Origin of the sequence: Halomonas sp. DP3Y7-2 (assembly GCF_019800795.1) — a bacterium.
Lineage (GTDB): Bacteria > Pseudomonadota > Gammaproteobacteria > Pseudomonadales > Halomonadaceae > Halomonas > Halomonas litopenaei_A.
Genome location: NZ_JAHVKJ010000011.1, coordinates 352159 through 365443, shown reverse-complemented (window position 1 = coordinate 365443; position 13285 = coordinate 352159). Strand labels below are relative to the sequence as shown.

Annotated in this window: 12 protein-coding genes; all 12 read left to right on the top strand. The window is 62.5% G+C overall.

What is annotated here, in order from left to right:
• Positions 1 to 130 precede the first annotated feature (130 nt).
• The 12 genes from hemA (at position 131) to KUV45_RS17160 (ending at position 13173) form a co-directional block, all read left to right on the top strand.
• Positions 131 to 1396, top strand: a complete 1266-nt coding sequence (hemA, locus tag KUV45_RS17215) for a glutamyl-tRNA reductase (protein WP_222163703.1) — start codon at positions 131 to 133, stop codon at positions 1394 to 1396.
• A gap of 67 nt (positions 1397 to 1463) precedes the next feature.
• Positions 1464 to 2555 carry a peptide chain release factor 1 gene (prfA, locus tag KUV45_RS17210; RefSeq protein ID WP_206943402.1) on the top strand — a complete coding sequence of 364 codons (1092 nt, stop codon included), beginning with the start codon at positions 1464 to 1466 and terminating at the stop codon, positions 2553 to 2555.
• A complete protein-coding gene (gene prmC / locus KUV45_RS17205; protein WP_222163540.1) occupies positions 2555 to 3391 on the top strand; it encodes a peptide chain release factor N(5)-glutamine methyltransferase in 837 nt (278 codons plus the stop codon). The genes prfA and prmC overlap by 1 nt, the downstream gene beginning before the upstream one ends.
• A gap of 259 nt (positions 3392 to 3650) precedes the next feature.
• On the top strand, positions 3651 to 4151 hold the full coding sequence (locus KUV45_RS17200) for an Lrp/AsnC ligand binding domain-containing protein (protein ID WP_206943397.1): 501 nt from the start codon (positions 3651 to 3653) through the stop codon (positions 4149 to 4151).
• A gap of 7 nt (positions 4152 to 4158) precedes the next feature.
• Entirely contained in the window at positions 4159 to 4941 is a 783-nt protein-coding gene (locus KUV45_RS17195) for a molybdopterin-synthase adenylyltransferase MoeB (protein WP_206943395.1), read from the top strand.
• The gene (locus tag KUV45_RS17190; protein ID WP_224852065.1) at positions 4938 to 5855 is read left to right on the top strand and encodes a LysR family transcriptional regulator; all 918 of its coding nucleotides are present in this window, start codon (positions 4938 to 4940) and stop codon (positions 5853 to 5855) included. Before KUV45_RS17195 ends, KUV45_RS17190 begins: the two co-directional genes overlap by 4 nt.
• A 416-nt stretch (positions 5856 to 6271) precedes the next feature.
• Positions 6272 to 7561, top strand: a complete 1290-nt coding sequence (locus tag KUV45_RS17185) for an FAD-binding oxidoreductase (protein WP_222163537.1) — start codon at positions 6272 to 6274, stop codon at positions 7559 to 7561.
• A gap of 69 nt (positions 7562 to 7630) precedes the next feature.
• On the top strand, positions 7631 to 8857 hold the full coding sequence (locus KUV45_RS17180) for an ABC transporter ATP-binding protein (RefSeq protein WP_222163536.1): 1227 nt from the start codon (positions 7631 to 7633) through the stop codon (positions 8855 to 8857).
• Between the two features lie 11 nt (positions 8858 to 8868).
• Positions 8869 to 9786 (top strand): ABC transporter permease, encoded by a 918-nt coding sequence (locus KUV45_RS17175; protein ID WP_206943388.1) that lies wholly within the window; start codon positions 8869 to 8871, stop codon positions 9784 to 9786.
• A complete protein-coding gene (locus KUV45_RS17170; protein ID WP_206943386.1) occupies positions 9783 to 10577 on the top strand; it encodes an ABC transporter permease in 795 nt (264 codons plus the stop codon). Before KUV45_RS17175 ends, KUV45_RS17170 begins: the two co-directional genes overlap by 4 nt.
• Before the next feature lie 55 nt (positions 10578 to 10632).
• Positions 10633 to 11700, top strand: a complete 1068-nt coding sequence (locus KUV45_RS17165; protein ID WP_206943385.1) for a PotD/PotF family extracellular solute-binding protein — start codon at positions 10633 to 10635, stop codon at positions 11698 to 11700.
• A 105-nt stretch (positions 11701 to 11805) separates the two neighbouring features.
• Positions 11806 to 13173, top strand: a complete 1368-nt coding sequence (locus KUV45_RS17160; protein ID WP_206943384.1) for a glutamine synthetase family protein — start codon at positions 11806 to 11808, stop codon at positions 13171 to 13173.
• The last annotated feature ends 112 nt before the right edge of the window (positions 13174 to 13285 follow it).

Sequence of the window (13285 nt, the reverse complement as noted above, 5' to 3'; positions counted from 1 at the left end):
TTGGCAAAGGTCAATACCTTAAGGCGGCGACGAGGGAGCGAGCTCGCCACACCCTATGGTAGGATAGGGCGCCTTGCAGGAGTGGTTCACTGGACCACCCCAGACACCCGCTGATGAAGACGTCGAACGCATGACCCTGCTCGCCCTTGGCATCAATCATCGAACCGCCGCCATCGAGGTGCGCGAAAAGGTGGCTTTTGGCCCCTCGCAGCTGACGCTGGCGCTCAACGAGCTGCGCGCGCTGCCTGGTGTGCACGAAGCGGCGGTGCTGTCGACCTGTAACCGTACCGAGCTGTACTGCGTCACCGATGCTCGCGGCGAGTCCGACGTACTTGATTGGCTCAGCCGGTTTCACGCTCTACCCCGAGAAGAGCTGTTGCACTGCGCCTACCATTATCTGGATGGGGATGCCGCCCGCCACCTGATGCGTGTGGCGGTAGGTCTCGATTCCATGGTGCTGGGTGAGCCTCAGATTCTGGGACAGATCAAGGACGCCTATCAGGCGGCGCGGGAGGCGCAGGGGCTGGGGGGAGAGCTCGAGCGACTGTTTCAACATACCTTTGCCGTCGCCAAGCAGGTGCGTACCGAGACGGCCATCGGTGAGAACCCGGTGTCGGTGGCGTATGCCGCCGTCAGTCTGGCCAGTCGCATTTTCGATGATTTCGGTCGCGCCCGAGCGCTGCTGATCGGGGCGGGCGAGACCATCGAGCTGGTGGCCCGCCATCTGCATGAGGCGGGGGTGCAGCAGTTGACCGTGGCCAATCGCACCCGCGAGCGCGCCAGCGTGCTGGCCGGTGCCCTGGGTGGCACCGCCATCAGCCTCGATGAAATTCCCGAGGCGCTGGAACATGCCGACATCGTGATCTCTTCCACGGCGGCGCCGCTGCCGATACTGGGCAAGGGGATGGTGGAGCGGGCGCTGAAGCGTCGCCGTCATCGCCCCGTGTTCATGGTGGACATCGCGGTGCCGAGGGACATTGAGCCCGAGGTGGGGGACCTGTCCGATATCTTCCTTTATACCGTCGATGACCTGCAGGAGGTCATCGAGGAAAATCGCCGCCACCGTCAGGTGGCCGCGGATCAGGCAGAATCGCTGATCGAGCATGGCGTTACCCACTGGCACAAGGAGCGCCGCGTTCGTGGCGCCGGTGAAGTGATTCGTGACGTGCGTGCCAAGGGCGAGGCGCTGCGCGACGAGGCCCAGGCTCAGGCCCTGGAGCGGCTGGCCAAGGGGGAAGACCCTGAGGCCGTGGTTCGGCGGCTGGCCCACCAGTTGACCAATCGCCTGTTGCACCAGCCGACCCTGGCGCTGCGAGGCGCCGCGGCCGACGAGCGCCAGGAGCTGATGGATGCTGCTGTGGAGCTGCTGCTGGGCGAGTCCCATTCGCCGGGCTGATGCGCTCAGCACGGCCTGCGGCTGTCGGGTGTGCTGCTCCCTCTTACATGATTTCAAGGAATAACCGATGAAAGCTTCCCTGCGTGAGCGCCTCGATGCCTTCGTCGACCGCTTCGAGGAACTCTCTGCCCTGCTGGCAGAGCCCGATGTGATCAGCGACCAGGCTCGCTTTCGTGACTACTCTCGTGAATACGCTGAGCTTGAGCCTCTGGTAGAGGCCTGGCAGCGCTATCGCAGCATCGAAGAGGATGTGGCCACTGCCGAGCAGATGGCCGAGGACGCCGACGCCGATATGCGTGAGCTGGCTCAGCTGGAGCGCGAAGAAGGGCTTGAGCGACTCGAGGCGCTCGAGGTCGAGCTGAAGCAGCTGCTGGTGCCCAAGGACCCTGATGATGGACGTAACGTCTTTCTCGAGGTGCGTGCCGGCACCGGCGGTGACGAAGCGGCGCTGTTTGCCGGTGACCTGTTTCGCATGTACTCGCGCTACGCCGAAAACCAGGGGTGGAAGGTCGAAGTGGTCAGCGCCAGCCACGGTGAGCAGGGCGGTTACAAGGAAATCATTTCGCGGGTCAAGGGCGAGGGGGTCTATGCACGGCTCAAGTTTGAGTCCGGGGCCCACCGCGTTCAGCGAGTTCCCGCCACCGAGTCCCAGGGGCGTATCCATACCTCGGCGTGCACCGTCGCGGTGATGCCGGAGGCGGACGAGGTCTCCGATATCGATATCAACCCTGCCGATCTTCGCGTCGATACCTTTCGTTCCAGCGGTGCGGGCGGTCAGCACGTCAACACCACCGACTCTGCCATCCGTATCACCCACCTGCCCACCGGCGTGGTCGTGGAATGTCAGGAAGAGCGCAGTCAGCACAAGAATCGCGCCAAGGCGATGTCACTGCTGGCCGCCAGGCTCAAGCAATCCGCCCAGGACAGTCAGCGGCAGGAGCAGGCCGATGCCCGCCGTTCGCTGGTCGGGTCGGGGGATCGCAGTGAGCGCATTCGCACCTATAACTTCCCCCAGGGGCGGGTGACCGACCACCGCATCAACCTGACGCTCTACAAGCTCGGTGAGGTGGTGTCAGGTGAAGGGCTGGATGAGGTGATCCAGCCGCTGATCCATGAGTATCAGGCGGAACAGCTGGCAGCGCTGCAGCAGGAGCATTGATGCGCATCGACCTGTTGCTGGGCCGCGCGGGGGCGAGGCTCGCCTCCGCTGGCAGCCCCACTGCGCGGCTGGATGCGGAAGTGCTGGCGATGAAGGTGCTCGGGGTCGATCGCACCTGGCTCTACACCTGGGGCGACCGCCCCATGGAACCGCTGGCAAGGGCGCGCTTCGAGGCTCTGGTCGCTGCCCGCGACCAGGGCACCCCGGTGGCCTACCTGACCGGCGAGCGAGAGTTCTGGGGACTGACGCTGGAGACGGCGCCAAGCACGCTGATCCCCCGTCCCGATACCGAAACCCTGGTCACGGCGGCGCTGGAAAAGGCGCAGGCTGACGTCGGCCGTTTTCTCGACCTGGGCACCGGTACCGGGGCTATCGCCCTGGCGGTTGCCAGCGAGCGCCCGGCCTGGCATGTCACCGCGGTAGACCTGTCTGTGGATGCCGTGGCGCTGGCGCGGCGCAATGCGCGTCGTCACGGACTGCAGGTCCGCGTTCAGCAGAGCGACTGGTTTACGGCTGTCGCGGGCGAGCGCTTTGATCTGATTGCCTCCAACCCTCCCTATATTGATCTGGATGACCCTCATCTGGACCTGGGAGACGTGCGCTATGAACCGGCTTCGGCGCTGGTGGCCGCCGACCGAGGATTAGCGGACCTCTTCACCATTGCCGACCAGGCGCGAGAGCACCTCACGGTTGGAGGCTGGTTGATGATGGAGCACGGCTTCGACCAGGCGTCGGCGGTGCGCGACCAGTTGATCGCACTGGGCTATGCCAATGCCAGCAGTCTTCGGGATCTGGCGGGACACTCGCGAGTGACGCTTGGGCAGTGGTTGCCATAGCTCTCCGCCGTGCTTGGACCCAGCGGCAGGACAGGCGCGAATGACGGCGGTTTCCACGGGGATAGTGGTGCGCTGAAGCGGCCGCTGCGTTGAACCTCGGGGTGGAGTCCGTCAGAGGGCTGTGATACTGATAATCAGAAAAATACGTTGCCACCGCGTGGCGGGGCGCGAGAGATTGTTGTGAAATGCCTCTTTGTCAGGTCTTTTTTGGTCGATCTTTCCAGCTCTCTGTCCCTGCCGCTAGATCATCAGGACCACAATGAAAACCAAGAACCGTTCCCTTGATCGTATTGATCTCAAGATCCTTCGCTGCCTTCAGGACAATGCCCGTGTGTCGTATGTGGACCTCGCCGCTCAGGTAGGGCTGTCCACCACGCCCTGCCTGGAGCGGGTCAAGCGCCTGGAGCGCTCCGGCGTTATCCGCGGCTACAAGGCCATTCTCAATCCGCGCATGCTCAAGGCCAACCTGCTGGTCTTTGTGGAGATCAGTCTGGAGACGCAGTCTCCCGCCGTCTTCGATGAGTTTCGCCGGGCGGTCTCAAAGTTGCCGCAGATCCAGGAGTGCCACCTGGTCTCCGGTCAGTTCGACTACATTCTCAAGTGCCGGATTCCGGAAATGTCGGCGTATCGCCAGCTGCTGGGCGATGTGGTCCTGACGTTGCCCGGAGTAAAGGAATCCAAGAGCTACGTGGTCATGGAGGAGGTGAAGGAAGACTTCGCCCTGCATGTGCCGGACATCGCAGAATTCGAGGACAAGTGACCGCGCCATGAATGATCAGCAACTGCTGCGTTACAGCCGTCAGATCATGCTGCCTCAGGTCGATATCGAAGGGCAGGAGCGCCTGCTCGGCAGTCATGCCTTGGTCGTCGGGGCGGGAGGGCTGGGGTCTCCGGTGGCGCTGTACCTGGCCGCGGCCGGGGTCGGCGAGCTGACCATCGCCGATGCCGATAGTGTCGAGCTGTCCAATCTGCAGCGCCAGATCGCCCATCGCCAGGCAGACCTGGGGCGCAACAAGGCGAGCTCTGCCGCAGAGGCTGCCACGGCGCTCAACGAGGGCTGTCAGGTGCATATCGTCGAGCAGCATCTCGATACCGCCGCCCTCGCTGCCCTGGCCAGCAAGGTCGACGTCATCGTGGACTGCACCGATCGTTTCAGCAGTCGCTATGCGGTCAATGCCGCCAGCGTGGCGGCCGGCGTCCCGCTGGTGTCCGGAGCGGCGATTCGGTTCTCTGGCCAGCTGGCGGTATTCGATCCGCGCCAGGAGCAGAGTCCCTGCTACGCCTGCCTCTACCCCCAGGACGACCAGCAGGATGAGGCACTATCCTGCGCCGAGAGTGGCGTGATTTCCCCCCTGGTAGGGGTGATCGGCTGTTTTCAGGCCCTTGAGGCGGTCAAGCTGCTGGCGGGAGCGGGGCAGGCGCACCAGGGACTTGCTACCTTTGATGGCCTGTCCGGTGAATGGCGTCATTACCGGCTGAGCCGCGACCCTCACTGTCCTGAGTGCCGCCAGCGTCCCACCGAGTCTCAGCCGCAAGAGCAGACGCCGTGAGCCGACAGCGGCCAGTCACGGATTTTGATATCCGCCTGCTGCGGGTGTTCAAGGCCGTGGCCGAGTGCGGCGGCTTTTCCGCTGCCGAGAGCGAGCTTGGCATCAGTCGGTCGGCCATCAGCCTGCACATGGGGGATCTGGAAAAGCGTCTTGGGCTCAAACTCTGCCGCCGCGGTCGAGGCGGCTTTGCGCTGACCGAGGAGGGCCGCGAGGTTCTGGAAGGGGCTCGACGTCTGCTGTCCGGGCTCGAAGCCTTTCGCACCGAGGTGAATGCGCTGCATCACAGCCTTCGTGGTGAGCTGAATATCGGCATCACGGACACGCTGGTCAGCTCGCCTGAGATGCGCATTACCCATGCCCTGGCCAGCCTCAAGGCCCAGGGCCCCGATGTGCGCATCAATATGCACATGGATCCCCCGGGAGAGATTGCCAGGGGAGTGCTGGATGGCCGCCTGCATGTGGGGGTGGTTCCGGCGGTCAATCTTCCCACCAGTCTCGACAGTCATGCGCTCTACAGCGAGCGTTCCGGGCTCTACTGCGGTCGAGGGCACCCCTTGTTCGACGCAAGAGACGTGGCGCTGGACGCACTCACCGACTGGGACGCGGTGGTGCCTTCCTACCCACTCCCGGATGACGGTCGCGAGCGCCATCAGGGGCTCAAGGCCAGCGCCACCGCATCCGACCGCGAGGGTGCGGCCTTTCTGATCCTCACCGGGGCCTACCTGGGATACTTGCCAGATCACCATGCCCAGATCTGGGTGGCCCAGGGGCGGCTGCGTGAGCTTTGCCCGGCGCAGGCCGCCTACGAGACGCCGTTCGTCGCCATCACTCGCCGTGATCGGCGTCCGCATCGCGTGCTGGAAGTCTTTCTGGAGGCGTTGGGACACGATGCCCAATCAGCGCGAGAGCCCTGATGATGGCGTGCGTTGTGTGCTCGCGTATTTCTGCTAGTCTGCTTCGTCGCTCATCGTTGATGATGGCGATGTGAGCGTATCGGGCCTGGACCAGGTGTCGAGTTTTTTTACCTTGATGGTGCTAAGTTCTGCCAGCTGCATAACAGTATGACCGACGCGTTAACGATGTCTTTTGGTCGTCCGGGACGATATGAAGCCAGAAGCGCAAAGTCTAGGTGTCGTAGCTGGAGACATGTTCGTCAAGGCCATCAGGATGGCCATGCGTTAGGAATTACTGACCTTAGGGTTAGTAGGTTTGTGTTATTGGATACTTGACGCCTGGTGGCGAAAAAATGGCACACTGTCGTCATCACCTTGCTAAAAAGGTGTGAGATTCGATAACAACAAGCGTTTACGCAACCAACACGGATTCTCCCATGACAGATTCTTCCTCGTCCGCGGCGGCCTCCTGGTACCGCGACTCCATCAAGGTGGAGCTGGCGCCGACACCGGCACTAGAAGGCCAGGTGCATGCGGACGTCTGTGTGGTCGGTGCGGGTATTACCGGCTGCTCGACAGCACTTCATCTGGCCGAGCGTGGCTACAAGGTGGTGGTGCTGGAAGCTCAGGAGGTCGGCTACGGCGCCTCTGGTCGCAGTGGTGGGCAAATCCTGCCGGGGCTTGGTACCGACATGAGTACCGTGGAGCAAGCCCTTGGGCTATCGGCTGCACGGGATATCTGGGAGATGAGTCGCGAGGCGGTTCGTCTGACCGCTGACCTCATCAATCAGCATGACATTCCTTGCGAGCTTGCCTGGGGTTACCTGCATGCAGCGGTGAAACCGCGCCACGTTCGCGAGCTGCGCGAGCACCAGGACACCATGGCCCGGAAGTACGATTACCGTGCGCTTGAATGGCGCGAGGGTGCCGCACTCAAGGAGCATGTGGTGACCGACGCCTATCCGGCCGCCCTGTGGGAGTCGGAAGCGGGCCATCTCCATCCCCTCAACTACACCTTGGGTCTCGCCCGTGCAGCGCAGCAGGCCGGGGCCGTCTTCCACGGCTTCAGTCCGGTCTCGTCGATCGAGCAGGGCACCCCAGCGCGGGTGCTCACGCCCCAGGGGCAGGTCACCGCCGACAGCGTGGTGGTCGCGACCAATGCCTACGGCGACGCATTGCTGCCCCGCCTGAGCGGGCGGGTCATGCGCTGCGCCAACTACATGATTGCCACCGCGCCCATGAGTGAAGAGCAGGCCGCGTTGGTGCTGCCCCGTAACGATGCGCTGTCCGATGCCAACTTCGTGCTGGATTACTATCGGCTGTCGGCGGACCGTCGCCTGATCTATGGCGGCGAGGTCAGCTACGATGGACGCCCTCCACGTGGGCTGGAGGCGCGCATTGATGGCAAGATTCGGCGTCTGTTTCCCGTGCTCAACGATGTTCAGATCGACTACCGTTGGGGTGGCGACGTCGCCATCACCTTCAATCGGGCGCCGGACTTCGGGCGTGTAGCGGCCAACGTCTACTACGCGCAAGGATACTCTGGACATGGCATGGCCATGGCCGGCCTCGCCGGCAAGCTGATGGCGGAAACGATTGCCGGCCAGAGCGAGCGCTTCGATGTCTTTGCTGCCATGCCCCACCGCCGCTTCCCTGGCGGTCGTCTTTTGAGGACGCCGCTGTTGTTGCTCGCCACACATTTCTACAAGCTTCGCGATCGGCTGTAGCAACGCACGGTCATGCTTTATCGACCGCAGCGTTTCACTGATGTGCCGACCATGACGAGGATCCCCCCTATGACCGAGATACCTTCCGCTCAGCGTGCGACCCAGCATGCGGGTGATTCCAGCGCTACGCCCGCGGACTCCGGCGAGGCTGAGCATGTTGCACAACCGCACGGTTCGTCACAGCACGAGCTGTCAGAGCATGGTCCTTCAGAGCACGACCGGCCCGCAGACGGCGGACCAGAGCGCAGCGCCTCGTCGATCCACATGCAGGGACTGCACAAGCGCTTCGGCAACAGCACCGTGGCCCTTGATGGCGTTGATCTCACTATCCAGGCGGGAGAGTTCTTTACCCTGCTGGGGCCGTCTGGCTGCGGCAAGACAACCCTGCTGCGGATCCTCGCGGGCCTGGAAGAAGCCGACGATGGACGTCTGACCATCGGCCAGCGTGATGTCACCGACGTGCCGCCCCACCAGCGCAGCGTCAATACGGTATTCCAGTCCTATGCCCTGTTTCCGCACCTTTCCGTGCGCGAGAACCTGGCCTTTGGCCTCAAGATGCGCGGTGTCGATCGTCAGCAGCGGGAAGAGCGGGTAGCGCGTATTGCGCAGTTTATCCAGCTGGGGGATCTCATCGACCGGCGTATCGATCAGCTGTCGGGCGGCCAGCGTCAGCGCATTGCCCTGGCTCGAGCGCTGGTGTGCGAGCCGGATGTACTGCTGTTGGATGAGCCTCTGTCGGCGCTTGATGCGGGCTTGCGCAGCCAGCTGCAGGTGGAATTGCTGAGGGTCCAGAAGCGGCTGGGCATGACCTTTGTGTTCGTGACCCACGATCAGGACGAGGCAATGGTCATGTCCGATCGTATCGCCGTGCTCAACGGAGGCACGATCCAGCAGGTGGGGCCTCCACGTGATGTCTACGAACGGCCCGTCAATGCGTTTGTGGCGCGCTTCATGGGACATGACAACCTCTATCCCATCAGCCGCCGGGAGGGGGATCGGGTGACCACCGAGCTGGGCGAACTGGTGCTCGAACCGGGCACGGCGGGCAGCGATGAGCTGCTGTTGATTCGCCCTGAAACCCTGGACGTGCTGCCGGGAACGCAGCAGGGCGCCAATCACCTGCATGGCAGGGTGGTGGAACGCCTGTATCGGGGCAGTCACGCCGAGTTTCGCCTGGCGGTCGGCGCGGCCACGATCCAGGCCACGATCAACAACCGTGGACACCGGCTGCCCGAGGTGGATGACGAGGTGACCCTGGTGGTGGCCGCTGAAGATCTTGTGACCGTTGCTGCATAGGGGGACCGAGCATGAACGATACTGCTGTGCTCGGCCGTAGCCGAGCCATGGTGACCGAGACCAGGCATCTGCTGTTTACCGTCAGTCCCGGTGCTGCATGGATCATCCTTTTTCTGGTGCTGCCCAGTGCCTATCTGATGGGCGTGGCCTTCATGACCAACGGGCCCTATGGACTGCCCGAGATGCCATTGTCGCTGGAGTCCTTTCGCCAGCTGGCGGGATTCGGCTTTCTGGGCTGGAGCCCGGGCAACCTCTATACGCTGTTGAGGTCGCTGTGGCAGACCGTGGTGGCGACAGGGTTGGTGGTCGTCGTGGCCTATCCGATCGCCTACTACATCACCACCTGTCGAGCTCGCTGGCGGCCGATCATGCTGCTGCTGGTGGTCGTGCCGTCCTGGACCAATCAGGTCATCCGCACCTTTGGCTGGATGAATCTGCTGGCACCGGGGACGCCGCTGTCGGCTGCCGCCGAAACGTTGGGACTGATTGCCCCGAACATGGGCCTGTATCCGTCGAACTTCGCCGTCACCCTGGGCCTGGTCTACAACTTCCTGCCGTTTATGGTGCTGCCGCTGTACGCCGCCTTTGAAAAACTGGATACGGCGCAGGTCGAGGCGGCCCAGGATCTCTACGCCACGCCCATCAAGGCCTTCTGGCACGCGGTGTTTCCGCAGACCTTGCCGGGACTGCTGGCGGGCGTGGTGCTGGTTGCCATCCCGGCCTTTGGCATGTATGTGATCCCTGAGCTGCTGGGCGGTGGCAAGGCGTTGATGCTGGGCAACCTGGTCGCCAACCAGTTCTCGGGTGGCTCCAACTGGCCGCTCGGCGCCGCCGGCGCCATCTTGATGCTGCTGGCAACCTTTGCTGGGCTTTATGCCATGCGGCGTATTGGCAAACGCCTGGGCGGTGGAGAGGAGGTGGTGATATGAGAAAGCGCACCCTCAAGCGTGGACTGACGGGCTTCTGGTGGTTGACCCTGGTCTTCCTGTACCTGCCGCTGGCTGTGGTGGTGATGTTTTCCTTCAACGCCGCCAATAGCGCCGCCAGCATGACCGGCTTCTCCCTGCGCTGGTATCACCAGCTGTTTGCCAATGACCAGATCATGAGTGCCTTCGGCAATACCCTGGTGCTGGCGCTGGCATCATCACTGATCGCCCTGGCGATCGGCTGTCTGATCGGGTACGGCATGTATCGCCACCGGCATCGCAAGCTGGGCTGGTTGATCGTGCTGATCTATCTGCCGATCGTGTTGCCGGATATCGTCTTTGGCATCTCCGAGATGGCCTTTTTCGTCAAGCTCCACGAGTTGACCGGCTGGTTCAAGCCCGGACTCGGGACGATGATCATCGCTCACGTGACCTTTCAGATTCCGTTTGTGGCGCTGATTGTCTACTCCCGTTTCGTGGGGCTCGACCCCACCCTGTTCGAGGCAGCCAAGGACTTGTACGCGACCCCGATCAAGCGGGTGGTGCACTTCATGCTGCCGACCATCAAACCGGCGTTGATATCTGCCTTCTTCCTTTCCTTTACCCTGTCGGTGGATGATTTCGTCATCAGCTTCTTCACCTCGGGACCGGAAAGCGCCACCTTGCCGATCTATATCTGGGGGGCCATCAAGAAGGGGGTCTCTCCAGAGATCAACGCCATTGCCACCTTGATGATCGCTGCCGTGGCGCTGGCTGCTGTCGCCAGCCTTGCCATCAATCGGCGCAAGGCGTGAAGGACCGATAACCGATACCTGTTCCATGACCCAGGGCACCAGGGAGACCCACACCATGCTCTATCGCAACCGCATCGCCGCCGGCATCACCTTGGCCAGCGTCCTGTTCACGGGGGCCGCTCAGGCCGAAGAGGGCAAGCTGTACCTGTTCAATTGGACCGAGTACATGGACCCCGAGATCATCGAGGCGTTTGAGGAGAGGTACGACGTTGAGGTCGTGACCAACTACTTCAACTCGAACCCTGAAATGATCGCCAAGCTCAATGCTGGCGGCACGTCCCAGTACGACATTGTGGTGCCGTCGAACTACTACATTCCGCGGATGATCGAGACGGGCCTGGTGCAGAAGCTTGACCGTGCACTGATCCCGAATTTCGATAACCTGATGGACCAGTTCAAGGACCCCAGCTTCGACCCGGGTGCTGAGTACTCGGCGGCGTATCAGTGGGGCACCACCGGTATCGTGTATAACACCGAGACCTTCCCTGAGGCGCCGAAGAGCTGGTCATTGCTGTTTGATCCGGAGGTCAATGGCGACTATCCGTTCTCGATGATCCAGGACGGCCAGGTGGCCACCGGCAGCGCCTGCGCCTATCTGGTAGGCAACTTCCAGTGCAGCAGTCTGGATGATTTGAAACAGGCCGCGAGACTGCTGATCGAGACCAAGAACCGCGATAACTTCTCTGGTTTTACCGATGGCACTCCGACGCTGCAGCAGCTGGCGCGGGGCGTTACCCACGTCGGCATGTCCTTCAATGGCGACTATCTGTACTTCAAGGATGAAGACCCGGAAACCTTCGAGCATCTCGCCTTCATCATTCCCGACGAGGGTGCCGAGATGTGGGTGGACTCCATGGTCATTCCCGTGGATGCCCCCAACCCGGAACTCGCGCACAAGTTCATCGACTTCATTCTGGACGCCGAAATTGGCGCTCAGCTGTCCAATTACAACTATTACGCAAGCCCCAACGAGGCCGCGCGGCCTTACCTCGATGAGGTGCTGACGCAGCCGCCGACCCAGCCGACCGAAGACGATATGGAACGCCTTCGCTTCACCCCCAGCCTGTCAGGCCAACAGCTGCAGACCTTCCAGCAGCTGTGGTCCGAGGTAAAGGCTCGGTGATGCCACTGCCGCGAGGCGTTCAGCGCCTCGCGGCGTCGGCCCGGCCACGGGCCCCGGGATGGGGCTCGGCCACCGAGCGAGACACTTACGCAACGGAACACTCTCATGAGTAACCGCCAGGAAAGCCCAGCGCTTAGCGACTGGTTCAAACAATATGGTATTACCGAGGTCGAGTGCCTGGTCACCGATCTCACCGGCATCCTCAAGGGCAAGATCATGCCCGCGGGCAAGTACCTGAACGGTGGTCGGCCGCGCCTGCCGGACTCGATCTTCATTCAGACCGTGACCGGCGGCTACCCGGACGACGAGGATATCCGCTTCTGGAATCCCGCCGAGCGGGACATGGAGCTGGTCCCCGACCCCAATGCGGTGTTTCTGGTCCCCTGGGCTGACGATCCCACCGCCCAGATCATTCACGACTGTCACTATCTTACTGGTGAGCCGGTGGAGCTGGCGCCTCGCTACGTTCTCAAGCGCGTGCTGGAGCTCTATCAAGCGCGAGGCTGGACGCCCGTCGTGGCCCCGGAGGTCGAGTTCTTTCTGGTCAAGACCAATACCGACTCGGACTACCCCCTCGAGCCCCCGGTAGGGCGCACCGGTCGACAGGAGAGCAGTCGACAGAGCTTCTCCATCGATGCGGTCAACGAGTTCGATCCTCTGTTCGAGGAAATGTACGACTACTGCGAGGCGATGGATCTGGATCTGGATACCCTGATCCATGAGGAAGGCGCCGGGCAGATGGAGGTCAACTTCCAGCACGGTGATCCGCTGGTGCTGGCGGATCAGGTCGTGATGTTCAAGCGCGTACTGCGTGAGACGGCGCTGCGTCATGGCATGTATGGCACCTTCATGGCCAAGCCGATGGCCAACGAGCCGGGCAGCTCCATGCATATTCACCAGAGCCTGGTCGACCCCGCAACGGGCCGAAACCTGTTTGCCGGTGACGACGGTCAGCCCAGTCGCCTGTTTCACCATTTCATCGGCGGGCTGCAGCGTTATCTGCCCGCTGCCATGCCGCTGCTGGCGCCCAACGTCAATTCCTACCGGCGTCTGCTGCGCACCGAGACCTCTGGTTCGGCGCCCATCAACGTCGAGTGGGGCATGGATAACCGCACGGTAGGCCTGCGTGTCCCTGTGTCAGGGCCGGAGGCGACCCGGGTCGAGAACCGGCTGGCCGGAGCCGACGCCAACCCCTATCTGGTGATGGCGGCCTCTCTGGCCTGCGGCTACCTGGGAATGCTGGGCCAGGTAGAACCGCGTCCGCCCATGGTCGGGTCTGCCTGGTCGGGCGGTAACAAGCTGCCCGACGACATCGGCCCCGCGCTGGACCTGCTGCATGGCTGTGAGGCCCTGGCGGGTATTCTGGGGGAGCGATTCACCAACAGCTATCTGGCGGTCAAGCGTGCCGAGCACCGAGAGTACTTCCAGGTGATCTCCTCCTGGGAGCGTGAGCATCTACTGCTTCGGGTGTAGGTAGATGATGGTGTGTCGGCGTTGACATCGAGCCAGGCGATTGCCTGGCTCGATGCATATAGGAAGCTTTGAGTGGTGATTATTTGATGTCGCCGGGGTTGGTTTTGACGCT